At 72.1% G+C, this 23,779-nt stretch carries 15 protein-coding genes; 10 read left to right on the top strand and 5 right to left on the bottom strand.

All coding sequences use genetic code 11. The features are described 5' to 3' along the window. Window positions 1-56 precede the first annotated feature (56 nt). The 4 genes from ACYUD3_RS33820 to ACYUD3_RS33835 all read left to right on the top strand — a co-directional run bounded on the left by ACYUD3_RS33820 (window position 57) and on the right by ACYUD3_RS33835 (window position 8,366). Entirely contained in the window at window positions 57-2,258 is a 2,202-nt protein-coding gene (locus ACYUD3_RS33820; RefSeq protein ID WP_470978636.1) for a bifunctional glycosyltransferase/CDP-glycerol:glycerophosphate glycerophosphotransferase, read from the top strand. Window positions 2,259-2,310: 52 nt separating this feature from the next. Continuing rightward, window positions 2,311-4,476: a bifunctional glycosyltransferase/CDP-glycerol:glycerophosphate glycerophosphotransferase gene (locus ACYUD3_RS33825; RefSeq protein ID WP_470978639.1), complete on the top strand. Its 2,166-nt coding sequence runs from the start codon at window positions 2,311-2,313 to the stop codon at window positions 4,474-4,476. Between the two features lies 1 nt (window position 4,477). After that, window positions 4,478-6,607, top strand: coding sequence for a bifunctional glycosyltransferase/CDP-glycerol:glycerophosphate glycerophosphotransferase (locus ACYUD3_RS33830; protein ID WP_470978642.1), 2,130 nt, complete (start codon window positions 4,478-4,480; stop codon window positions 6,605-6,607). Between the two features lie 202 nt (window positions 6,608-6,809). After that, the gene (locus tag ACYUD3_RS33835; protein ID WP_470978645.1) at window positions 6,810-8,366 is read left to right on the top strand and encodes a hypothetical protein; all 1,557 of its coding nucleotides are present in this window, start codon (window positions 6,810-6,812) and stop codon (window positions 8,364-8,366) included. A 63-nt stretch (window positions 8,367-8,429) separates the two neighbouring features. Here the strand turns inward: ACYUD3_RS33835 and ACYUD3_RS33840 are convergent, their stop codons facing one another. After that, window positions 8,430-8,843, bottom strand: a complete 414-nt coding sequence (locus ACYUD3_RS33840; protein ID WP_470978648.1) for an organic hydroperoxide resistance protein — start codon at window positions 8,841-8,843, stop codon at window positions 8,430-8,432. Between the two features lie 133 nt (window positions 8,844-8,976). Here ACYUD3_RS33840 and ACYUD3_RS33845 point away from each other — a divergent pair, with 133 nt between their 5' ends. Beyond that, window positions 8,977-9,459 carry a MarR family winged helix-turn-helix transcriptional regulator gene (locus ACYUD3_RS33845; RefSeq protein WP_470978651.1) on the top strand — a complete coding sequence of 161 codons (483 nt, stop codon included), beginning with the start codon at window positions 8,977-8,979 and terminating at the stop codon, window positions 9,457-9,459. Window positions 9,460-9,509: 50 nt separating this feature from the next. On the opposite strand, the gene ACYUD3_RS33850 is transcribed toward ACYUD3_RS33845, so the two are convergent. Continuing rightward, on the bottom strand, window positions 9,510-11,036 hold the full coding sequence (locus tag ACYUD3_RS33850) for a glycosyltransferase family 39 protein (protein WP_470978654.1): 1,527 nt from the start codon (window positions 11,034-11,036) through the stop codon (window positions 9,510-9,512). A 224-nt stretch (window positions 11,037-11,260) separates the two neighbouring features. On the opposite strand from ACYUD3_RS33850, the gene ACYUD3_RS33855 reads away from it, so the two are divergent. The 3 genes from ACYUD3_RS33855 to ACYUD3_RS33865 all read left to right on the top strand — a co-directional run bounded on the left by ACYUD3_RS33855 (window position 11,261) and on the right by ACYUD3_RS33865 (window position 14,624). Then, a complete protein-coding gene (locus ACYUD3_RS33855; RefSeq protein ID WP_470978744.1) occupies window positions 11,261-12,442 on the top strand; it encodes a glycosyltransferase 87 family protein in 1,182 nt (393 codons plus the stop codon). Window positions 12,443-12,484: 42 nt separating this feature from the next. Next, the gene (gene galE / locus ACYUD3_RS33860; RefSeq protein WP_470978657.1) at window positions 12,485-13,468 is read left to right on the top strand and encodes a UDP-glucose 4-epimerase GalE; all 984 of its coding nucleotides are present in this window, start codon (window positions 12,485-12,487) and stop codon (window positions 13,466-13,468) included. Between the two features lie 199 nt (window positions 13,469-13,667). Then, entirely contained in the window at window positions 13,668-14,624 is a 957-nt protein-coding gene (locus ACYUD3_RS33865) for an ADP-ribosylglycohydrolase family protein (RefSeq protein ID WP_470978660.1), read from the top strand. 3 nt (window positions 14,625-14,627) lie between these two features. On the opposite strand, the gene ACYUD3_RS33870 is transcribed toward ACYUD3_RS33865, so the two are convergent. Together ACYUD3_RS33870 and ACYUD3_RS33875 are read right to left on the bottom strand one after the other, a co-directional pair. Next, window positions 14,628-15,272: a response regulator transcription factor gene (locus ACYUD3_RS33870; RefSeq protein ID WP_470978662.1), complete on the bottom strand. Its 645-nt coding sequence runs from the start codon at window positions 15,270-15,272 to the stop codon at window positions 14,628-14,630. A 5-nt stretch (window positions 15,273-15,277) separates the two neighbouring features. Next, complete coding sequence (locus ACYUD3_RS33875) at window positions 15,278-15,901, bottom strand: TetR/AcrR family transcriptional regulator (RefSeq protein ID WP_470978665.1); 624 nt, start codon at window positions 15,899-15,901, stop codon at window positions 15,278-15,280. 371 nt (window positions 15,902-16,272) lie between these two features. Here ACYUD3_RS33875 and ACYUD3_RS33880 point away from each other — a divergent pair, with 371 nt between their 5' ends. Further along, window positions 16,273-17,187, top strand: coding sequence for an ABC transporter permease (locus ACYUD3_RS33880; RefSeq protein WP_470978667.1), 915 nt, complete (start codon window positions 16,273-16,275; stop codon window positions 17,185-17,187). A gap of 73 nt (window positions 17,188-17,260) precedes the next feature. Beyond that, window positions 17,261-18,031, top strand: coding sequence for an ABC transporter ATP-binding protein (locus ACYUD3_RS33885; RefSeq protein ID WP_470978747.1), 771 nt, complete (start codon window positions 17,261-17,263; stop codon window positions 18,029-18,031). Between the two features lie 125 nt (window positions 18,032-18,156). Here the strand turns inward: ACYUD3_RS33885 and ACYUD3_RS33890 are convergent, their stop codons facing one another. Further along, the gene (locus ACYUD3_RS33890) at window positions 18,157-23,361 is read right to left on the bottom strand and encodes an NAD-glutamate dehydrogenase (RefSeq protein WP_470978670.1); all 5,205 of its coding nucleotides are present in this window, start codon (window positions 23,359-23,361) and stop codon (window positions 18,157-18,159) included. Between the last annotated feature and the right edge of the window lie 418 nt (window positions 23,362-23,779).

Genomic DNA, 23,779 nt, shown 5'->3' on the forward strand with positions numbered 1-23,779 from the left:
TGCAGGTCGGCGGGCGTTGCCGGGCAGAACGCCCGCGCCCGACCCTTGGATGTCCGTTGCCCAGGTTCAGTGTCATCGTCCCCGTGTACAAGGTTCAGGCGTATCTGCACGAGTGCCTGGAATCGGTGCTGTCCCAGTCGTACGGCGATCTCGAACTGATCGCCGTGGACGACCGTTCGCCGGACGCGTGCGGGGAGATCGTCGACGAGTTCGCGGCCCGCGACCCGCGTGTGATCGCCGTCCACCTCCCGCACAACTCCGGCCTCGGCGCCGCCCGCAACGCGGGGATCGCGCGCGCGAGCGGCGACTACCTGGTCTTCCTGGACTCCGACGACACCTTCACCCCGGACGCACTGCGGGCGATCGCCGACCGGCTGACGGAGACGCGCGAGCCGGACGTCCTGATGTACGGCCACGCGAGCGTCCACTGGACGGGCCAGACGGTCCGCGACGCGTCCGCCGAACACCTCACCGAACAGGGCCCGGCCCCCTTCCGCCTGGAGGAACGCCCGGGCCTGCTACGGGTGTTGATGGTCGCCTGGAACAAGGCGGTCCGCCGCGACTTCGCCGAACGCGAGCACCTCACCTTCCCGCCCGGCTACTACGAGGACACCCCCTGGTCCTACCCGGCCCTGCTGGCGGCCACGACGATCGCCACCCTCGACCGCACCTGCGTCCACTACCGCAGACGCCGCCAGGGCAACATCCTCTCCACGACGAGCCGCAAGCACTTCGACGTCTTCGACCAGTACGACCGCGTCTTCGCGTTCCTCGACCGGCGCCCCCAACTCGCGCGCTGGCGGCCGGTGTTGTTCCGCCGCATGGTCGACCACCTGTGCACGGTGTTCACCACGCCGGGCCGGCTGCCCCGGGAGTGCCGGGCCGAGTTCCTGCGCAAGTCCCGTGCCCAGTACCGCCGTCACCGCGTCCGGGGCGCGAAGGTCCCGCCGCGCTCGCGCGCCCGGCACGCCCTCGTCCGCTTCGGACTGCACCGCACCTACCGCGCGATCCAGTCCGCGCTGGCCCTGCGCGCCCGCACCCTCCACCGCGGCGCGCAGGCGCGGCGGGCGCTGCGCGCGGGCCTGCTCCAGCTCCACTACCGCGTCCAGCTGAAGCTCCCCCTGCGCGCCAACTCGGCTGTCTTCTCCGCCTATTGGGGGCGCGGGCACAGCTGCAACCCGGGCGCGCTGGAGTCGGCGTTCCGCGCGTACGCGCCGCACATCCGCACCGCGTGGATCGCCAACTCCGAGGCCCAGGAGGAGATTCCGCCCGGACCGCGGCGCCTCACCCCGGGCACGGCCCGCTACTGGAGCGCCCTCGCCCGCTCCAAGTACCTTGTGAACAACGTCAACTTCGACCGCAGGCTGGTCAAACGCCCCGGCCAGGTCTTCGTCCAGACCCAGCACGGCACCCCCCTCAAGCACATGGGCCTCGACCTCCAGGACCACCCGGCCGCCGCCCGCGACCTGGACTTCGCCGAACTCCTGCGGGGCGTCGACAAATGGGACTACGTCGTCTCCGCGAACCGGCACACCACCCTCACCTGGGAGCGCGTCTACCCCGGCGGCTACGAGACCCTGGAGACCGGCTACCCCCGCAACGACCTTCTGCTGCAAGCGGCTTCGGACGACGTGGCCCGCGTCCGCGCCTCGCTCGGCATCCCCGATAACACCGTCGCCGTCCTCTACGCCCCCACCCACCGCGACTACCGCCGCTCCCAGCGCATCGCCCTCGACCTCGAACGCGTCCTCGCCCGCCTCGGCACCGGCTTCACGATCCTCGCCCGCGCCCACTACTGGCAGCCCGACGTCCTCCCGCGCGGCGGACGCGTCATCGACGTCACCGCCCATCCGAGCGTCGAGTCCCTCTGCCTCGCGGCGGACGCGCTGATCACCGACTACTCGTCGATCATGTTCGACTACGCCGTCCTCGACCGCCCGATCGTCGTCCACGCCGACGACTGGGAGGCCTACGAGGCCGCCCGCGGCACCTACTTCGACCTGCGCGCCTTCCCGCCCGGCGCGGTCGCCCGCAGCGAGGACGAGCTGATCGACATCTTCACCACCGGCCACTGGCGCGGCTCCCGCTCCGCCCAACTGCGCGCCGCCTTCCGCGAACGCTTCTGCCCGTACGACGACGGCCGCGCCGCCGAGCGGGTCGTACGGCGGGTGGTGCTGGGCGAGGAGGTCCAACTCCTGCCGCGTCCGGTGCCGTTGGCGGAGCGGCGGCCGGTGCCTGCGGCCCCGCTCAGCAAGTAGCCCCGGCCCAGGCGCCGTTCAGGCCGCCCGGGCCGTCCCGGAAAGGAGCCGCATGCCCCGCTTCAGCATCGTCGTCCCGTCCCATGGCGTCGCGGGCCGGCTGTCCCTGGCCCTGGACTCCGTACTGGCCCAGTCCTGCGGGGACTTCGAGCTGATCCCGGTCTGCGACGGCCCGGAGTCCCCGGCCGCCGAACTGGCCGCCGGACACGCCGAGTCGGACGCGCGGGTCAGGGCCGTGCACTCGACCCCGGCGGCCGGCCTGAGCGGCGCCCGCAACACCGGGATCGCGGCGGCGCGCGGCACGTATCTGCTGTTCCTCGACGGCGACGACCACCTCGCCCCCGGCGCCCTCGCCGCCCTGTCCGCCCGGCTCGCCGAGACCGGCGAGGTCGACGTCCTGCACACCGAGCACGAACGGCTGCCCTGGTGGGAGGGACCGGCGAAGACGTCGACGCTCCCGCCGGCCCCGAAGGACGCGTTCGCCCCGGAGAAGGCCCCGCAGCTGACCGGGGTGGGCCGGCCGGCGTGGAGCGCGGTGTACCGGCGGGAGTTCCTGATGTCGAGTCAGATCCGGTTTCCCGAAGGCCACTTCACCGACGTCGGCTTCACCGGCCTGGTCGCCCTGCACGCGTCCCGCGTCGCCGTGCTGCGCCGGGTGGTCGTACGGCATCTGCTGCGCCGGCAGGGCGGCCGGCTGAATCTGCCGGGGGCGCACCACCTCCAACTCCTCGACCAGATCGAGCTGGTGCTGGCGGAGGAGATGGAACACCGGCTGCCGCCCGAGCGGTTGGGGCCACTGTTCGGGCAGCTCTTCGCCGCCGCCCTGAAGACGGCCGCCGACCCGGCCCGGCTGTCCGGCCACCGGCACCGGGCGTTCTTCCGGCGCGCGGGACGGCTGTACCGGAGGTTCCGGCCCGCCGACTACCGCCGTCCTGGCGGGAGTCCGGGGGTGCAGCACCTGCTGCTGGCGGCGGGCGCGCACTCGGCGTTCCGGGCGCTGCGGTACGCCAACCGGAAGCTGGCGGTGCCGCGCCCGCCGAAGTGGTGGGCGCGGCGCCACTACCGCCGGGCACTGCGCCGCCCGCTGGACCCCAACCTGGCGGTGTACTGCGCCTCTTCGGGCCACGGCTACCTCTGCGACCCGGCCGCGATCCACGCCAGGGCCGCCCAACTCGCCCCGCACATCAGGTCGGTGTTCCTCGTGCAGCGCGGCCGGGAGCACACGGTCCCGGCGGGCGTCGAGCACGCGGTCCTCGGCACCCCGCAGGCCTGGGAGGCGCTGGGCCGCGCCAAGTACCTGGTGGACAACGCCGACTTGCCGGGGAACGCCGTCAAGCGGCCGGGCAGCGTCCACGTCCAGACGCGGCGCGGTACGCCGCTGAAGCGGACGGGCCTCGACCTGGCCACCCGCCCGGTGGCCGCCGCCCGCACCGGCAGCTTCGTCAAGCTGGCGGCCCGCGTGGACAGTTGGGACTACTGCCTGTCCGCCAACACCCACTCCACCCAGACCTGGGAGCGCGCTTTCCCCGGCGGGTACGAGCAGTTGGAGTACGGCTGCCCGCGCAACGACGTCCTCTACACGGCCGGCGCCGGGGAAGTAGCGCGCGTACGGCGGGAGTTGGGCGTCCCCGAGGGTGCGACGGCCGTCCTGTACGCGCCGGCGTACCGCGACCACCGCACGTCCTTCGAACCGGGCCTGGACCTGCGGGAGTTCTGCGCGGCGGCCGGGAAGGACACCGTCGTCCTGCTGCGGGCCCACCACTCCTACGGCCCCCGCGCCGACCAGCCGCCCCCGGTCATCGACGTCACGGACCACCCCTCGGCGGCCGAACTGTGCCTGGCCGCCGACGTCTTGGTCACCGACTACGACTCGGTCATGTTCGACTACGCCCACCTGGACCGCCCGATCGTCGTGTACGCCCCCGACCTGGACGTCTGTACGGACACGCGGGGCATGTACTTCGACATCACGGCGTCCCCGCCGGGCCCGGTGGCGCGGACCCCGGACGAGTTGGTGCGGATCTTCGCCGAACGGTCGTACGCGGCACCGGAGTCGGCGGCGCTGCGGGCGGAATTCCGGTCCCGTTTCTGCCAGTTCGACGACGGCCGGGCCGCCGAGCGCGTCGTGCGGCGGGTGCTGCTCGGTGAGCCGGAACAGGCGCTGCCCCCTGTGACCCCGCTCGCGCGGCGGACCCCCGCCCCTCGCCCAAGGAGCTGACGTGCCCCGCTTCAGCGTCATCGTCCCGTGCCACCGAGTGCAGGGCTTCCTGCGCGAGTGCCTGGACTCGCTGCTCGAACAGTCGTACGGGGACTTCGAGTTGATCGGGGTGGACGACTGTTCGCCCGACGGGAGCGGGGCGATCCTCGACGAGTACGCGGCCCGTGACGCGCGGGTGCGGGTGCTGCGGCTGCCGGAGAACGTCGGCCTCGGGCGGGCCCGCAACGCCGGTCTCGCGCAGGCGCGCGGCGACTATCTGTTCTTCCTCGACAGCGACGACACCCTGACCCCGGGCGCGATGGAGGCGGTCGCGCACCGGCTGGCGGAGACCGCCGACCCGGACGTCCTCGTCTTCGACTACGCGCGCGCCCATTGGTGGGGCGGGGTCCGCAGAAACGTCCTCGCACACCTGCTGGCGACCACCGACCAGGTGTTCGCCGCGGCTCAACACCCCGAGATCCTCGACCTGATGATGGTCGTGTGGAACAAGGTGTACCGCCGCGACTTCGTCGAGGAGCACGGCTTCCGCTTCCCGCCGGGCTACTACGAGGACACCCCGTGGACGTTCCCGGTCCTGTTCACCGCCGCCCGCATCGCCCTCCTGGACCGCGTCTGCGTCCTGTACCGCCAGCGCCGCCGGGGCAACATCCTCTCCACCACCAGCCGCAGGCACTTCGACGTCCTCGACCAGTACACCCGCGTCTTCGCGTTCCTAGACTCCCGTCCCTCCCTTGCGAGTTGGCGTCCTTTCCTGCACCGCAAGCTGGGCGAGCACTGCCTGGACATCCTGGCCAAGCCGGACCGGCTGCCGGAGCCGGACAAGGGGGAGTTCTTCCGGCGGGCGGCGGAACTGTTCCGGGCCCAGCAGCCGCCAGGCGTGGAAGTCCCGGAGAACCTCCGTGTCCTGTACGGGAGTTACCCGGCCTACGTCGCCAGGCGGCGGGCGTCGGCGGCGCGCCGGGAACTGGTCCGGCGGCTGCGCGGCGTGTCCTTCGTACGTACACCGAAGGGGGCGTTGGACCCCAACTTGGTGCTGTACTCGGCCGCTTGGCACCGGGGTGTGCTCGGCGACCCGGGCGCCATCTACCGCAAGTCCCTTGAGATCGCCCCGCAGTTGCGCGGGGTGTGGGTGGTGCGGGACGCCTCGACTCCGGTGCCGGACGGGGTGGAGGCGGTCACGGTGGATTCGCGGGCGTATCGCCAACTCGCCGCGCGGGCCTCGTACTTCGTGAACGACGTGCCCTGGCCGGGCAGCGTCACGAAGCGCCCGGGACGTGTGTTCGTCCAGACGCATCAGGGCACCCCGCTGAAGTACATGGGCGCCGATCTGCTGGCAAAGCCCGGCGCGCGGTACGGAGTTGACGTGCCCCGGCTGCTGCGCCGGGCGGATCTGTGGGACCACAGTCTGGTCGCCAACGTGCATTCCGAGCTGGTGTGGGAGCGGGCGTACCCGTGTCATTTCGCGTCGGCGCGCACGGGCAGCCCGCGCAACGACGTGCTGGTGAATGCCTTGCCCGACAAGGGAGTTGAGGTGCGCGGGCGGCTGGGGATCCCGGCCGGGGACACCGTCGTGCTGTACGCGCCGACCCGGCGTGACCATGTGCGCGGCGGTCATGTCGAGCGGTTCGACCCGGCCCGGTTCGCCGCCGCGCTGGGCGCCGGGCACACCCTCGTCGTACGGCTGCACCCGGCGCTGGCGGACGGGCCCGCACGGGGGCTGGGGCTGGCGGAGCTGCACCGGCGGGGGGTGCTGGTGGACGCGACGGACGAGCCGCTGGTGCAGGACGTGCTGCTGGCGGCGGACGTGCTGGTGACCGACTACTCGGCCCTGATGTTCGACTACGCGAACCTGGACCGGCCGATCGTCGTGCACGCCGACGACCTGGCGACGTACGAGGCCGCGCGGGGCCTGTACTTCGACGTCACCGCCGCGCCGCCCGGCCATGTGACGCGCGGCTTCGGGGAGTTGGCGGAGCTGTTCGCGGGCGGGGGCTGGCGGGACGAGGAGTCGGCGCTGGCGCGGAAGGGGTTCCGGGAGCGGTTCTGCACGTTCGACGACGGGCGGGCGGCGGAGCGGGTGGTGCGGACGCTGTTGCTGGGGGAGTCGATGGGGGGCGGTGGGGCGCCCTAGGGGGCGACGGGTCGCTCTTGGCGGCCGGCGGGTCGCCTTGAGGTGCCAGCGGGCGTCCTTGGGGGCTGCCAGGGCGGAGGGGGGCCGACGTTCAGCCGGCGCCGCGCGCGGGTGTCGTCCGACAGGGTGATGCGCAGTAGAGCCGCCGATCGATCGGGAACATACGCACAATGCCGCTTATCTTCCCTTTCTGGTGTCTCCGGTGAGCGCCGGGCTCCTGACCCGGCGTCCCGCGCGCGGGACGAGCGCTCTGCGGGGTGGCCGGGTGTGGCGGCCGAGCCCCTATCAGGTGTTCGGGTTCGTGTTCTTCCTGGTGATGACGCTGGCGTTCTGGCGGGTGCCGCTGTGCTGCGACGCGGGCCAGCACGCGGCGGTGATCGAGCGGCTGAAGGCGGATCTGCTGGACCCGCGGCTGGCGACGGCGGACCTGCCGGGCACGGGCAGCCCCTATTACTCGCCCTATGCGCTGGCCGAGGGGGTGCTGGCGCGGCTGACTGCGCTGTCAGGGTGGGAGGTGCTGCGGCTGGCGGGCCCGTTGAACCTGGTGGTGCTGTTGACGGGGGTCGGCCGTTTCGTGCGAATGCTGACGCCCCGCGCGTGGGCGCCGGTGTTCGCGCTGGCCGCGATGACGCTCCTGTGGGGCACCGAGCGCGCCTGGTGGAGCGGCTACCTGGGGCTGATGTCGCTGACGGGCACGCTGCCCTATCCGTCGGCGTTCGCCATGGGGCTGACGTTCTGGGCGTGGGCGTGGACGGGGTCCCGCGCGCGGGACGAGCGCCCGGTGCGGTTCGTGGGCCCGCGCGGGCTGCGCGGGATGGCCGGGTACGCGGCGCTGGGCGCGCTGTACGGGCTGATCCTGCTGGTGCATCCGATCACGGCGGTGGCCGCGTTCGCCGGGGGGCTCGGGCTCGTGCTGGGCCGGGAGCGGCGGCTGTGCGCGGGCGTGGCGGCGCGCTGGGGGCTGGCGCTCGCGGCGGCGGTGGGGGTGGCGGTGTGCTGGCCGTACTTCGACGTGTTCACGCTGGCCGGGGACACGAGCGTCGACGCCCTGCACCGGCGGCTGTACGACGGCCTGTGGGGGCATTTCTGGCTGGCGCTGGCCGGGCTGCCGGCGCTGTGGGCGCGGGCGCGGCGTTCGGCGCGCGATCCCCTGGTGCTGATGTGCGTCCTGGAGTGCCTGGTGGCGGTGTACGGCTGGGTCAGCGGCCACTACGCGTACGGGCGCGCGCTGGCGCTGGCTCTGGTGCCGCTTCAGTTCGCGCTGGCGGTCGAGCTGGCGGCGCCCCGGCCGTGGGGCGCGGGCCGCAAGGCGCTCGGCCGGGTGGCGGTGGCCGCGGCGTGTGTGGGGTTCCTGACGGTGCAGGCGGGGGCGGTCGTCCCGCGCGCGCTGGATCCGGTCGGTTTCGACCAGCCGCCGAACTGGCCGTCGTACGACTGGGCGGCGCAGCACATGCGGGCCGGTGAGGTGGTGATCACCGACGGGTATCACGCGGTGCACGCGCTGGCCGGGTACGGGGTGAACCTGGCGGCGCCGGTCTTTCCCGACCCGGCGGTCGCGGAACGGGTGAGGCGGGCGCGCGCCGCCGACGTGCGCGCCTACCTCGCCCCGTCCTCGACCCGGGCGCAGCGCACCGCCCTCGCCCGCCGCTACCGCGTGCGGTGGCTGCTGCTCACGCGCTGGCACCGGGTGCCCGAGGAGGCCGTGGTGGTGGCGTGGAGCGCGCGGACGGGGGAGGTGCTGGCCCGGGTGGCCCACTGAGCCGCGAGGGGCTCAGAGGGGCCGTTGTGGCCGTTCTGGGGCGCGGGGCCCCTCGGCGGGCGGCTACTCGATGACGAGGTCGACCTCGACGTTGCCGCGGGTGGCGTTGGAGTACGGGCAGACCTGGTGGGCGGTCTCGACGAGCTTGCGGCCGGTCTCGGCGTCCACGGTGTCGGGCAGCTCCACGCGCAGGGTGACCTTGAGGCCGAAGCCCTCGCCCTGCTTGCCGATGCCGACCTCGGCGGTGACGGCGGCGTCGCTGACGTCGACCTTGGCGTTACGGCCGACAAGGCCGAGCGCGCTGCCGAAGCAGGCCGCGTAACCGGCGGCGAAGAGCTGCTCGGGGTTGGTGCCCTGGCCGTTGCCGCCCAGCTCCACCGGCATGGCCAGGGCCACGTCGATCTTGCCGTCGTTCGTGTACGCGCGGCCGTCGCGGCCGTGGGTGGCGGTGGCGACGGCGGTGTAGATCGCGTCCATGGTTGAACCATCCCTCTTGGAAATGTCGTGACGGGGGTGGCCGGCCCTCGCTCCGGGCCGCCTCACGCAGACAAGTAGAGCACACAATTAAATTGTGCACAACCAGATTGCCCACAAGAGCTACCCTGGGGTCATGACCCCGACACCGACGCCCGCCGCAGCCGAGGAGAACTGGCTGCGCCTGGACAACCAGATCTGCTTCTCCCTGCACGCCGCCTCGCGCGCCTTCAACGGTGTCTACCGGGTGATCCTCAAGGAGCTCGGGCTGACCTACCCCCAGTACCTGGTGATGCTCGTCCTGTGGGAGGAGGGCACCCTCCCGGTGAAGAAGCTCGGCGAACACCTGCGCCTGGACTCCGGGACGCTCTCCCCGCTCCTCAAGCGCCTGGAGGGCGCCGGCCTCGTACGGCGCGAGCGCAGCGCGCGGGACGAACGCTCGGTGGAGGTCCAGCTCACCGAGGAGGGCACCGACCTGCGCACGCGGGCGCTCCAGGTGCCTCGCCGCATCATGGGGGCGACCGGCTTCGACCTCGACGAACTGCGCTCCCTGAGGGAACGCCTCGACACGCTCACGCGCGCGCTGGATTCGGCGGCGCGGGAGGAGGCGGGGTCCTAGGGAACTCGGTGCCCTAGGAGGGGCTCGGTGTCCTAAGGGGGCTCGGCCTCTCACGCGCGGGGGCGGGCCTTGTCCGCCGCCTTGCGCACGTACAGCCGCAGCGTCACCCCGTACCGCACGAACTGCCTGGGCGGCACCGCCGGGGTGAACTCCCGTTCCACGACCGCCCGTTTGAGCCGCTCGGTCGGGCTCTTGGTGCGCCATACGGGCGTCAGCGCGCACCCTTCGGCGAGCACCCACAACCGGTCGACCCCACGCAGCCTGCGCCGCACCTCCTCGGGAGCGGCCTCCGTGCCGTACAGGGTCCCCGAGGCCGGCCCCGACTCCCGCAGGGCGACGTCCCGCGCGCGGGAGAAGCCCGCCGGGTAGGCCACCGCGGAACGGCGTCCGGTGGCGGGGAGGAACACCAGGGGCTCTCCCGGGCGCACGGCCCGCGACACCGTCTCGGAGATCACGGCGAGGTCGTCGGCGCGCGCGAGGGGGGTGCGTTCATGCCGGTGCAGGGGCAGTTGGTGGACGAACCCGGCGGCGACGAGCAGCACCCCGGACAGCGCGGCGATCCCCCGCAGGGCGGGCGGCGACATCCTGAGGGACAGCAGCCGGCGCCCCGCGCGCAGGAGACGGTCCGCGCCGGCCGCCACCAGCAGGGGCGCGCCCGCGAGCGCGTACAGCACGTACCGGGGGTCGTACAGGGGCCGCGCCTGGGACACCAGGAGGAGCACCACGGGCGGCGCCAGCAGCAGCGGGGCCGCGACCGCCGCCACGGACAGGCGGCGCCGGCCGGGCAGGGCGAGCAGGCCCAGGGCGAGGCACGTCCAGTAGACGGCGTCGTAGGGGCCGAGGAAGGCCCTCAGGAGGCGGTCGGCGCTGTCCCAGTCGGGCACGGCGAGCCAGCCCACCTGCGCGGACTGCCCGGCGGAGACGACCGCCAGGGGCGCGAGCACGAGGAGCGCGGCGGCGACGGCCCGGCCCCAGGAGACCCAGGCGCGGCGCCGTACGCGGGCGAGGGACAGGGTCAGGGCGTGGGCGAGGACGAGCAGGACGGCCAGTTCGTGCAGCAGGCAGGTGACGGCGAGGACGGCGCCGTACGGGGCCCAGGAGCGGCCGTCCAGGGCCCGGACGAGCAGGAGGGTCGCCGCGAGCGCGCCGGCCGCCACGAGGGCGTACGAGCGGCCTTCCTGGGCGTAGTGGCCGGTCATCGGGGTGGCCGCGTACAGCAGGCCCGCCCACAGGCCGACCCGGGGGCGGGCGAGACGGGTGCCGAGGGCGCCGACCAGCCCGGCGGCGACGGCCGCGGCCACGACGGACGGCAGCCGCAGCGCGACCTCGTCCGCGCGGACGGCGAGGACGGCGTGCAGGAACAGGTAGTACAGGCCGTGCACCGCGTCCACCTCGTGCAGCAGCCGCCAGATCTGCGGCACCGAACGGCGCGCGACCTCGAAGCTGACCGCCTCGTCGCGCCACATGCCGCCTCGGTCCAGCCGCCACAGCCCGAGCAGCAGCAGGACGGCGGCGGGGACGGTCACGGCGACGGCGGCGGGCGTCCTCGGCCCCGGCAGAGGGCGGGTGGGTGTCACGCGCCGATTCTGGGCCGCAGGTGGGCTCTTACCCACCATTGACGATGCTTTAGGGGTTTTCTAGCGAGTCCCGGGCATACGTCCGGCTTACGATCCGGCAGGTGACCACCCCTCCATCCCGCACCCTGACCGCCGCGGCCCGGCTCGCCGCCGCGACGGGCGGCCTGAAGAAACGTCACCGCCTCACCGTGCTCGCGGCCTCCTGGCTCCTCACGCGCGCGCTGATGCTGTGGGCCCTCACCCACAGCGGCAACCGCTGGCTGGGCGAGGGCAAGGTGACGCGCGAGGTGTGGAACCTGTACCACCACTGGTACGGCATCCTCACGCACGGGACGTTCCCCACGCACGACACCCTGTGGCAGTACCCCCCGGGCGCGGGCGTGGTCATCCTGTCCCCCGCGCTGCTGCCGGGCCTGTCGTACTTCCAGGCGTTCGTCGTCCTCACCCTCGCCGCCGACGCGGTCACCGCCGCCGCCCTCGCGCGCGCGGGCCGCGACCGCACCCGCTCCCTGGCCGGCGCCGCCCTCTGGGTCCTCGGCCTGCCCCTGCTGCTGAACATCCCGCTGGCCCGCTACGACATCCAGGTCACCGCCCTCGCCGTCCTCGCCCTCCTGACGCTGACCCGCTTCCCGCGCGCGGGCGGCGCGTTCGCGGCACTGGGCGCGCTGGTGAAGGTGTGGCCGGTGCTCGTCCTCCTGGGCGCGCCCAAGGGGCGGCCGACGCGGTCGGCCTGGGCGACGGCGGCTCTGACAGCGCTGTCCGTGCTCGCCCTGCTGGCGGCGGCCTTCCACCACCCGTTCTCGTTCCTGCGCGAACAAGGCGGCCGGGGTGTGCAGATCGAGTCCCTGGGCGGGACGGTCCTGCTGTTCGCCACGCGCGCGGGATGGCCCGGCGAGGTCCGCTACCAGTACGGCGCCATGGAGTTCACCGGCCCCTACGTCTCCACGATCGCCCACGTCTCCCTGGGCCTGACCGCGATCGCCCTCGCCCTCCTGGTGTGGTGGCGCCTGCGCTGCCGGCACCGCACCCCGGCCACCCCGTACGACGCCGCACTGTGCGCCGTCCTGCTGTTCACCGTCACCAGCCGGGTCATCAGCCCCCAGTACATGATCTGGCTGATCGGCCTGTCCGCCGTGTGCCTGACCTCCCGCCGCACCGCCCAACGGCCCGTGATCGCGCTGGTGATGGCGGCGACGGTGGTCAGCGCGGCCGTCTACCCCGGGTTGTATCCGCAGGTCACGCACTGCACCTGGATCGGCTGCGCGCTGATGCTGGTGCGCAACGGGCTGCTGCTGACGGCCGCGGTCTGGTCCTTCGTCCGCCTGTGGAAAACTTCCACGCGCCGTACCGGCCACACCACGAAGAGTTATCCACAGGCCCGGCGCCGGGAGCCCGCACCTGCTTGACTGGAGTCGACCGAGGCCGATTTCACGAGGGGTTGGGGCCGCATGACCTGGCTGATCACGGGGGGCGCCGGATACATCGGGGCGCATGTCGTCCGCGCGATGAGGGAGGCCGGCGAACAGGCCGTCGTCTACGACGACCTGTCCACGGGCATCGCCGAGCGGCTGCCGTCCGACGTACCGCTGGTGACCGGCTCCACCCTGGACGGCGAGCGCGTCGCCGGGGCGATCGCCGCGCACGGCGTCACCGGGGTCGTCCACCTTGCGGCGAAGAAGCAGGTCGGCGAGTCCGTGGAACGCCCCCTGCACTACTACCGGGAGAACGTCGAGGGCCTGCGCGTCCTCCTGGAGGCCACCGCGGCGGCCGGCGTCCAATCGTTCGTCTTCTCCTCCTCCGCCGCCGTCTACGGCATGCCCGACGTCGACCTCGTCACGGAGGACACGCCCTGCGCGCCGATGTCCCCCTACGGCGAGACCAAGCTGGCCGGCGAATGGCTCGTCCGCGCGGCGGGCCGGGCCCACGGCATCGCGACGGCCTCCCTGCGCTACTTCAACGTCGCCGGAGCGGCCTCCCCGGAGCTGGCCGACACCGGCGTCTTCAACATCGTCCCCATGGTCTTCGAACGCCTCACCGCGGGCGAGGCGCCCCGCATCTTCGGCGACGACTACGACACCCCCGACGGCACCTGCGTACGGGACTACATCCACGTCGTCGACCTCGCCGAGGCCCATGTGGCGACGGCCCGCGCGCTGCGCTCGTCCCCCCCGGGCCGGGCCCTCACCCTGAACATCGGCCGCGGGGAGGGCGTCTCCGTGCGCGAGATGATCGACCGCATCAACACCACCACCTCCCGCACCCTCCCCCCGGTCGTCGCCCCCCGCCGCCCCGGCGACCCCGCGCGCGTGGTCGCCTCCGCCGACCGCATCACCACCGAACTCGGCTGGAAGGCGCGGCACGACGTCCAGGACATGATCACGTCGGCGTGGGCGGGCTGGCTGCGCCTGCACCCGGAGGCGGACCGGAGCTGACCGTTCCTGGCGGAAAACGAGGTCCAGGGGCCGTCTGGAGCGACCCCTGGACCTCGTCCGGAACCCCCGGTGCGGGAATAGATCTTCTGTTGGCTCACGATCGCGGTCGGCGGCCTGTTCAACTCCTCGGCACGGCGGGACGTTTCGGGGGGTCGGGGCGGGTCACCCGAACGGGTCGGCAGGCGGCTAGCCTCCCCGCATGGCTTCCCGTCTCTCCCGTGCCGTCGGCACCGTCCTGGGGTCCGCTGTAGGTGACGCCCTGGGGGCGCCCTTCGAGTTCGGCCCGGAGGGGGCGTTCTCCGCGCGGTTCCCCGCGCGCGGGGCGGGCGGGGAGATGTGCGGGGGCGGCGGCTGGGAGCCCGGGGAGGCGACCGACGACACGCAGATGGCCGTGCTCGTCGGGGAGTCGCTGGTCGAGTGCGGCGGGCTGGAGCCGGCCGACGTGTTCCGGCGGTTCCGGCGGTGGGCGGCGGGCGACCCCAAGGACATCGGGTTGCAGACGGAGGCCGTCCTGGACAGCGGCGAACCCTGGGACACCGCCGCCGCCTCGCACTTCCGGACCAGCCAACGGGCCGCGGGCAACGGCGCGTTGATGCGGGCCGTTACCTCGGCCGTGCACTTCGCCCGGCACGGCCAGGAGGCCACGCTGGACGCCGGACGGCGGCTCGCCGCGCTGACCCACGGCGACCCCGCCGCCTGGGAGGGCACCGCCGCCTGCCACGAACTGATCCGGGTCGCCCTCGACGGCGACGACCCGCTGACCGCCGTACCCGGCACCCTCGCCCTGCTGCGCCCCGAGCACCGCGCGCGGTACGCCGCCGTCCTCGCCCCCGGCTGGAGCCCGGACCTGGCCACGGAGTTCAACGGCGCCGTCTGGCCCTGCCTGGGATCCGCCGTCTGGGCGCTGCGCACCACCAGCACCTACGAGGACGCCGTGCGCGCCGCGATCGACCTCGGCGGCGACACCGACACCGTCGCGGCCGTCACGGGCGCCCTGGCGGGTGCCGTGTACGGCGCGCGGGCGGTCCCCGAACGGTGGACGGCCGCCCTGCACGTACCGCTGCCGGGCTTCGGCGGGCGGATCCTGCGGGCGGCGGAACTCACCGACCTGGCCCAGGCGTTGGACGAACAGGGGGGCCGAAGCCCGGTCCGATGATCCTCACGCGTTGTTCAGATACGCCAGCACCGCCAGCACCCGCCGGTGCCCGCTGTCGCTCGGCGGGAGGCCCAGTTTGAGGAAGACGTTGCCGATGTGTTTGCTGACGGCGCGTTCGGTGACGACGAGGGTGTTGGCGATGGTGGTGTTGTCGCGGCCCTCCGCCATCAGTTTCAGGACCTCGCGCTCCCGGGGGGTCAGCTGGTCCAGGGGGGAGTCGCGGCGGCGGGTCAGGAGTTCTGTGACGACCTCGGGGTCCAGGGCCGTGCCGCCGGCGGCGACGCGGTCCAGGGCGTCGAGGAACTCGTCCACGCGGCCCACACGGTCCTTGAGGAGGTAGCCGACGCCGCTGGCGCCGCCGCCGAGGAGTTCGGCGGCGTAGGACTCCTCCACGTACTGGGAGAGCACCAGGACGGGCAGGCCGGGGATCTTGCGGCGGGCCTCCAGGGCGGCCACCAGGCCCTCGTCCCGGAAGTCGGGGGGCATACGGACGTCCAGGACGGCCACGTCGGGGCGGTGCTCCAGGAGGGCCGGTACGACCTCGGGGCCGCTGCCTGCGACCGCCACCACCTCATGGCCCGCCGACGTCAACAGAAGGACCATGCCTTCCCTCAGAAGAGCGTTGTCCTCCGCGATCACGATTCTCATGATGGTCACAATGCCTTGATAGCGGCGGCGGTGACCCGCGCGAGGTCGCCGATGTAGTCCTTGGGCACACTTTGCCGTGCCACCAGAGTCCGCCAGTACAGCGGGCCCGAGATCAGGTCGAGCGCCAGCTCGTCGTCGAAGCCCAGCCGGATCTCGCGGCGCTGCTCGGCCGCCACGAGGATGCGGTTCGCGACCCCCTCCTGGCCGTCGCGCAGCGCCTTCTGCACCGCCTCGGCGATCTCCGGGCTGCGGGCCGCCTCCGCCTGGAGATCCGGGATGATCTGCGAGGCCACCGGATGCCGCAGCGCCCGCGCCATGAACTGATACAGCACCCTGAGGTCGCCCTCCAAGGTCCCCGTATCCGGCACCGGCAGGCCCTGGACCGCTATGACCGACACGATCTCCAGCACCAGGTGCAGCTTCGACTTCCAGCGGCGGTACACCGCCGTCTTGCCGACCCCGGCCCGGCGCGCGATGCCCTCGATCGACATCCGCGCGTAGCCGACGGACGCAAGCTCCTCGAAGACGGCGGCCCTGATCGCCTCCGTCACTTCCTCCCGGAGCACAGCCGCCCCGGCCGGCGCCCGGCGGCGCGGCTGCGCGCGGGTACCTTCGGCGTTCGTCGTCATGCGCCCAGCATAGGGCGTAGCGACGATACGGTCCCGTCCTTACGCGCGCGTCGCGACGAAACGGCGCCGTCGACAGAACGCAACCGCCCCGTCGCCAGAACGCTACCGTCCCGTCGCCGCGACGCAACCGTACCGTTCCAACGCACCCCCCACGCCACGACGATACGGTTGCGTTCCGACGCCCCCACCGCCTACGCTCCCGTTGCGACGATACGGTGCCGTCCTGACGTAAGAGAACATCAAGAGGACCGTAAGAAAACACGGCCCTCACAGGAACACCAGCGACGGTGAACGGCGACAGCAGCGAACGGCCCGCCGAGCGACCGCCGCATCGCGCAGCGCACCCCCTCCCCCGGAAGAAAGCAGCGGATGTGAGCCAGGCACTCGACACACCGCCCCGCACGGCCTCCCCCCACGAGGATCTGTCGGCGCTGGCGGCCCGGCACGGTCTCTCGGTGAGCGGGGCGCGGCCGTCGCTGCCCGCGTATGTGCGGCAGTTGTGGGCGCGCCGGCATTTCATCGGCGCGTTCGCCACGGCGAAGCTGACGGCGCAGTACAGCCAGGCGAAGCTGGGGCAGGTCTGGCAGGTCATGACGCCGTTGCTGAACGCGGCGGTGTACTACCTGATTTTCGGTGTGCTGCTCGGGACCAAGAAGGGGGTGCCGGACTACATCCCGTTCCTGGTGACCGGCGTGTTCGTATGGACGTTCACGCAGAGCTCGATTCTCGCGGGCACCCGGGCGATCTCCGGGAACCTGGGTCTCGTACGGGCGTTGCACTTCCCCCGGGCGGCGCTGCCGATCTCGTTCTGTCTCCAGCAGCTCCAGCAGCTGCTGTTCTCGATGGCGGCGCTGGCGGTCATCCTGCTGGCGGTGGGGGTGCCGCCGGCGGTGAGCTGGGTGCTGGTGATCCCGGCGCTGACGTTGCAGTTCGTGTTCAACGCGGGCGTCTCGCTGGTCATGGCGCGGCTCGGGGCGAAGACTCCGGACATCGCGCAGCTGATGCCGTTCGTGCTGCGGACCTGGATGTACGTCTCCGGCGTGATGTGGAGCATCGACCAGCTGGTCAAGAAGCACCACGACTGGCCGGCCTGGGCGGGCACCCTGCTCCAGGCGAACCCCGCGTCCGTCTACATCGACCTGATGCGCTACGCCCTCATCGACAGTTTCCACGCCAGCCAGCTTCCGCCGCACGTGTGGCCGCTGGCGGCGGGCTGGGCGCTCGTCGCGGGCGTCGGCGGCTTCATCTACTTCTGGAAGGCTGAGGAGACGTACGGCCGTGGCTGACCTCATCGAGAACACCGGCACCCCCGCCAAGAACGCCCCCGCCAAAAGCACCACCGAGCACCCCGCCGAACCCATCCCCACCGTCGTGGCCGACGCCGTCGACATCGTCTACCGCGTCAACGGCACCGGCTCCCGAGGCTCGGCGACCGCCGCCCTCAACCGCATCCTGCGCCGCGAGAACGCGGAGAAGGCGGCCGGCACCCGGATCGTGCACGCCGTCAAGAACGTCTCGTTCGTCGCCTACAAGGGTGAGGCGATCGGTCTCATCGGGACGAACGGCTCCGGCAAGTCGACGCTGCTCAAAGCGGTCGCGGGCCTCCTCCCGGTGGAGCGCGGCCGGATCTACACCGACGGCCAGCCCTCCCTCCTCGGCGTCAACGCGGCGCTCATGGGCGACCTGACGGGTGAACGCAACGTCTACCTCGGCGGGCTCGCCATGGGCATGTCCCGGGAGCAGATCCGGGAGCGCTACCAGGGCATCGTCGACTTCTCCGGGATCAACGACAAGGGCGACTTCATCTCCCTGCCGATGCGCACGTACTCCTCCGGCATGGGCTCCCGCCTGCGCTTCTCCATCGCCGCCGCCAAGGACCACGACGTCCTCCTCATCGACGAGGCCCTCGCGACCGGCGACGCGAAGTTCCAGCGGCGCTCCGAGGAACGCATCCGCGAGATGCGCCGGCACGCCGGCACCGTCTTCCTCGTCAGCCACAACAACAAGTCGATCCGCGACACCTGCGAACGCGTCCTGTGGCTGGAGCGCGGCGAGCTGCGCATGGACGGCCCGACCGAGGAGGTCATGGCGGCGTACGAGGAGTTCACGGGCGGCGGCAAGAAGAAGTAGCCACCCGGCCGAGAGATACGACGGCGAGGGCGCCCCCAGCGCGAACCCGGGGGCGCCCTCGCCGTCGTAAAGGACGATGGTCGGACCGGAGCCGAACCATCAACCCCGGCCCAGCCCGACCCCGCCTACGAATGCGTACGCAACAACGTCCGCATAGTCCGCATGGCCACAGACAAGTTCGCCAGATCGAACGCGTCCGACCCCTGGATCTCGTCCAGCGTCACCCGTGCCCGCCCCAGGATCGCCGCGTTCTTCTCCTCCCAGGCCTTGAACCGCTGCTCAGGAGTGGACGTCCCGTTCCCGACGGCGAGGACGTCGGACGTCAGCGCGGCGTGGGCCGCGTACAGGTCCTCCCGGATCGAGGCGCGGGCCATGGACTGCCAGCGGTCCGCGCGCGGCAGATCGATGATCCGGTCCATCAGCTGTGTGATCCGCAGCCGGTCGGCGAGGTCGTAGTAGACGTCGGCGACGTCCAGCGGGTCCTTCCCGGTGCGGTCGGCGACCGAGACGATGTCGAGGGTCGGGAAGGCGGACGAGAACCCGGCGACCCGCGTGGCGACCTCGTCCGGGACGCCCGCCCCGGTCAGCTCGTCGTGGATCTGCTGGTACCACTCCAGGTCGGCCCCCCGCAGCAGCTTCGGCAGCTGCGCCCAGACCAGTTCGACGCGCTCGGTGAAGAAGTCGACGGTCTCGGCGAGTTGCAGCGGCTGCGGCCGGTTGTTGAGCAGCCAGCGGGTGCCGCGCTCGACGAGCCGCCGGGAGTGCAGCCGGATACGGGTGAGCACGGCGGCCTCGACGCGGTTGTCGAGGGCTTCGACGGCGTCCCAGACCCCGGCGGAGCGGAAGATGGCGCGCGCGGCGGTCTGCGCGCGGACGATCTCCTCCAGCGAGGCGCCGGTCTCCTCGCGCAGCCGGTGCAGGTAGGTCGTACCGCCGGTGTTGACGGTGTCGTTGACCAGGACGGTCGTGGTGATCTCGCGGCGCAGCGGGTGGCTGTCGATCTGCTCGGCGAACGTCTCGCGCAGCGCGGTCGGGAAGTACGCGAAGAGCAGGGAGCGCAGGTAGGGGTCGTCGGGGAGGGTGGTGTGCAGGAGTTCGTCGGAGACGGTGATCTTCGTGTACGCCATGAGGACGGCCGTCTCCGGGCCGCTCAGGCCGATGCCGGCGGCGAGGCGTTCGCGGATCTGGCGGTCGGTGGGCAGGAACTCCAGGGCGCGGTCGAGGTGGCCCTCGCGGACGAGGAGTTTCATGAACCGCTGCTGGGCGTTGAGCATGTCGCCGGACTGGGCGAGGGCGTTGGCGAGGGCGGTGTTCTGGGCGTAGTTGTTGCGCAGGACGAGCCGGCCGACCTCGTCGGTCATCTCGGCGAGGAGCTTGTTGCGCTGCTTGACGGTCATGTCGCCTTCGGTGACGAGCCCGTTGAGCAGGATCTTGATGTTGACCTCGTGGTCGGAGGTGTCGACGCCGGCGCTGTTGTCGATGGCGTCGGTGTTGATCTTCCCGCCGGCGCGGGCGTACTCGATGCGGCCGAGCTGGGTGAGGCCGAGGTTGCCGCCTTCGCCGACGACCTTGACGCGCAGGTCGGCGCCGTCGACGCGGATGGAGTCGTTGCTCTTGTCGCCGACGTCGGCCTGCGATTCGGTGGACGCCTTGACGTAGGTGCCGATGCCGCCGTTCCACAGCAGGTCGACCGGGGCCTTGAGGATGGCCTTCATCAGGTCGGCCGGGGTGACCTTGCCGACGCCCGGCTCGATGCCGAGGGCCTCGCGGATGTGCCCGTTGAGCTGGATGGACTTGAGGCTGCGCGGGAAGATGCCGCCGCCGGCGGAGATCAGCCCGGTGTCGTAGTCGCCCCAGCTCGACCTCGGCAGCTCGAAGAGGCGCCGGCGTTCGGCGTAGGAGACGGCCGCGTCGGGGTGGGGGTCGATGAAGATGTGCCGGTGGTCGAAGGCGGCGACGAGCCGGATGTGCTCGGACAGCAGCATGCCGTTGCCGAACACGTCCCCGGACATGTCGCCGATGCCGACGACCGTGAAGTCCTCGCTCTGCGTGTCGACGTCCAGCTCGCGGAAGTGCCGCTTCACGGACTCCCAGGCGCCGCGCGCGGTGATCCCCATGCCCTTGTGGTCGTATCCGGCCGAGCCGCCGGAGGCGAAGGCGTCGCCGAGCCAGAAGTCGTAGGACTGCGCGACCTCGTTGGCGATGTCGGAGAAGGTCGCGGTGCCCTTGTCGGCGGCGACGACGAGGTAGGTGTCGTCCTCGTCGTGCCGGACCACGTCCTTGGGGGGGACGACCTCCCCGCCGGCGAGGTTGTCGGTGATGTCGAGGAGCGCCGAGATGAACGTCTTGTAGCTGGCGATGCCCTCGGCGAGCCAGGCGTCGCGGTCGACGGCCGGGTCGGGCAGCTGCTTGGCGACGAAGCCGCCCTTGGCGCCGACGGGCACGATGACGGTGTTCTTCACCATCTGCGCCTTGACCAGGCCGAGGATCTCGGTGCGGAAGTCCTCGCGCCGGTCCGACCAGCGCAGCCCGCCGCGCGCGACCTTCCCGAACCGCAGGTGGACGCCCTCGACGCGGGGCGAGTACACCCAGATCTCGAACGCCGGGCGGGGCGCGGGCAGGTCGGGGATGGCCTGCGGGTCGAACTTCATCGACACGTAGGCGTGCGGTTCGCCCTGGCTGTCGCGCTGGAAGAAGTTGGTGCGCAGGGTCGCCTTGATGACGGTCAGGTAGGAGCGCAGGATGCGGTCCTCGTCGAGCGAGGCGACCTGGTCGAGCGCGGCGTCGAGCTCTTCGAGGAGCGCGTCGGTGAGTTCGCGCCCGGCGCTCTGCCGCTCGGGGGACATGCGGGCCTCGAACAGGGAGACCAGCAGGCGGGTGGTGTGGACGTTCGTGCGGAGGGTGTCCTCCATGTAGTCCTGGCTGAACGTCGAGCCTGCCTGGCGCAGGTACTTGGCGTAGGCGCGCAGCACCATAGCCTGGCGCCAGGTGAGTCCGGCGCCGAGGACGAGGGCGTTGAAGCCGTCGTTCTCCGCGCGCCCGGTCCAGGTCGCGGCGAACGCCTCCTGGAAGCGTTCGCGGCCGTCGTCGCCAAGGTAGTCGCCGTTGCCGCCGCCGAGGGACTTGGGGATGCGCAGCCCGAAGTCGTAGATCCAGGAGTTGCTGCGGTCGGTGCAGCGCAGTTCGTAGGGGCGTTCGTCGACGACCTCGACGCCGAGCCGGCTCAGGACCGGCAGGACGGCGGAGAGGGAGATCGCCCGGCCCTTGCGGTAGATCTTGAAGCGGCGCTCGTCGGGGGCGGCGCCGACGGGCTCGTACAGGCTGAGCGCGAACTTCCGCCGCTCGCCGAGGCGTTCGAGGTGGACGAGGTCGGCGACGGCGGCGCGCGGGGTGTGGTCGGCCTTGTAGCCCTCGGGGAAGGCGCTGCCGTAGCGGCGCAGGAGTTCGGCGGCGCGTTCCTCGCCGCACTCGGCGGTGAGCGCCTCGGCGAAGGCGTCGGCCCAGGAGCGGGCGGCCTCGACCAGGCGGGCCTCCAGCCGGTCGCGGTCGGCGTCGGACAGCTCGGGCAGTTCGGTGCCCTGCGGGACGCGGACGACGAAGTGCAGCCGGGACAGCACGGATTCGGTGTTCCAGGCGGTGAAGTCGACGCTGTGGCCGCCGAGTTCCTCCTTCAGGATGTCGATGATCCTGAGGCGTACGCCCGTTGTGTAGCGGTCGCGCGGGAGGTAGACGAGGGCGGAGTAGTAGCGGCCGTACTCGTCCTGGCGCAGGTAGAGCCGCAGCCGGCGGCGCTCCTGGAGGTAGAGGACGGACGTGACGATGGAGCGCAGTTCGTCGGCGGGGGTCTGGAACAGTTCGTCGCGCGGGTAGGTCTCCATGATCTGGAGCAGGTCGCGCCCGTCGTGGCTGTTGCGGGAGAACCCGGCGCCGGTGAGGACGGCGTCGACCTTGCGCCGGATGACGGGGATGCGCAGCACCGACTCGGTGTACGCGGCCGACGAGAACAGCCCGAGGAAGCGCCGCTCGCCGACGACGTTCCCTTCGCCGTCGAACTTCTTGACGCCGACGTAGTCCAGGTACGACGGCCGGTGCACGGTCGCGCGGCTGTTGGCCTTGGTGAGGATCAGCAGCTTGTGCTCGCGGGCCTTGGCGCGCGCGTCCGCCGGGAGCCGCTCGAAGGAGGGGCTGACGGGGTGGCTCTCGTCGGCGGCGTGCTGCGGGTCGGAGCGCAGGATGCCGAGTCCGGTGCCGGGTACGGCGGCCAGCGAGTCGTCCTCGCGCAACTCGTACTCGCGGAAGCCCAGGAACGTGAAGTGGTCGGCGGCCAGCCAGCGCAGCAGTTCGCGCGCCTCCTCGACCTCGGGGGACGGCAGGTCGCCGGGCACGGACTCGGCGGGCAGCTCCTCCGCGATCCGCAGCGCGGCGTCGCGCATCTTCTCCCAGTCCTCGACGGCCTCGCGGACGTCGGACAGCACCCGCAGCAGATCGGCGGTGATCTGCTTGAGGTCGGCGCGGTCGGTCTCGCGGTCGATCTCGACGTGGATCCACGACTCGACGTGCGTGTCGTGCGCCAACTCCCCCGCCGGGCGCGCCCCGAGCAGCTCGATGAGCTTCCCGGTGACGTCGCGTCGTACGACGATCTGGGGGTGGACGACGAGGTGGATGCCCCGGCCCTGGCGGGACAGCTCGTTGGTGACCGAGTCGACCAGGAAGGGCATGTCGTCGGTGACGACCTCGACGACCGAGTGGCTGCTGGTCCAGCCGTTCTCCTCGACCGTGGGGGTGTGCACGCGGACGTTCGCGGTGCCCTGGGGGCGGTTCTCGGCCAGCCGGTAGTGGGAGAACGCGGCGCCGAAGACGTCGACCGGGTCGCGGTCGGTCAGGTCCTCGGGGGCGGTGTGGAGGTAGTAGCGGCGGAGGTAGGACTCGACCGTGTCGTGGTCGGGGGTTTGGGCCGGGGAGGCGGGGGAAAGAGGGGTCTGCGCGGAGTCGGCGCCCGAACTGGCAGGGGGGCGCGCGGACTTGGCGGTGGTCTTCCTGGCGGTGGCGCTCTTCTTGGAGGTGGCTTTCCCGGAGGCAGCCGAGTTCTTGGAAGGGGCCGAACTCTTTGAGGGAGCCGAGCTCTTAGGGGCTGAGCCCGTTGAAGGGGCTGAGTTCTTTGTAGGGGTCACGGAACCCGGGGTTCCGGAGGGGTTCGCGGGCCCGGCGTCGTCCGGGGCGCTCTCCTCCGTCGTCCCGGTCGGTAGGTGCCCCCCGACCGGGCTGTTCTCAGCGACCCGGGCCGCCCTTTCGAGCAGCTCGGCCTTGGCTTCGTCCAGCTTGGTCTGCATTGTCCTCTGGCTCCTGTCGCGCGCCGTTGCGTGACGTTGAAGGAAGTACGGGCTCTTCCCTCTGCGGCTCGCCGCCACGGCCGGGTTCTCCGGTCGGCTTCGACGCTATGCCGCAGGGTTCGACGAGCGGGGGATTATCAGCCTTTTCCGACGCCCCCCGGCCGTGTGACGCTGCTCTCGGCGGCGCCGGCCTGGGTGGGTACGGCGTCCGGGGAGCGGTGTGCTCCCCGCCTCGCCCGGGAGGACCAGCGACCGCCGCCCGGTCACGGAGCTCGTCCGTGCGAACCGGGCGCAGGGCAGGGGAAAACGCACCCCCGCGAGATATCGCGCTGATCACGGCTCCAAGGCTATCTCCCCCGACCGGGGGCCCGTCATGAGCCGTATGTGTACAAAACCAGGCCCGGAACTTCTACGATTC

It is taken from the genome of Streptomyces sp. AMJ-169 (genome assembly GCF_055597585.1).

Coding starts and splice junctions, on each gene's coding strand:
- ACYUD3_RS33825 (WP_470978639.1), top strand. CDS start 2,311: ATGCCCCGCTTCAGCATCGTCGTCCCGTCCCATGGCGTCGCGGGCCGG.
- ACYUD3_RS33840 (WP_470978648.1), bottom strand. CDS start 8,843: ATGGACGCGATCTACACCGCCGTCGCCACCGCCACCCACGGCCGCGAC.
- ACYUD3_RS33845 (WP_470978651.1), top strand. CDS start 8,977: ATGACCCCGACACCGACGCCCGCCGCAGCCGAGGAGAACTGGCTGCGC.
- ACYUD3_RS33855 (WP_470978744.1), top strand. CDS start 11,261: ATGCTGTGGGCCCTCACCCACAGCGGCAACCGCTGGCTGGGCGAGGGC.
- galE (WP_470978657.1), top strand. CDS start 12,485: ATGACCTGGCTGATCACGGGGGGCGCCGGATACATCGGGGCGCATGTC.
- ACYUD3_RS33865 (WP_470978660.1), top strand. CDS start 13,668: ATGGCTTCCCGTCTCTCCCGTGCCGTCGGCACCGTCCTGGGGTCCGCT.
- ACYUD3_RS33870 (WP_470978662.1), bottom strand. CDS start 15,272: ATGAGAATCGTGATCGCGGAGGACAACGCTCTTCTGAGGGAAGGCATG.
- ACYUD3_RS33875 (WP_470978665.1), bottom strand. CDS start 15,901: ATGACGACGAACGCCGAAGGTACCCGCGCGCAGCCGCGCCGCCGGGCG.
- ACYUD3_RS33890 (WP_470978670.1), bottom strand. CDS start 23,361: ATGCAGACCAAGCTGGACGAAGCCAAGGCCGAGCTGCTCGAAAGGGCG.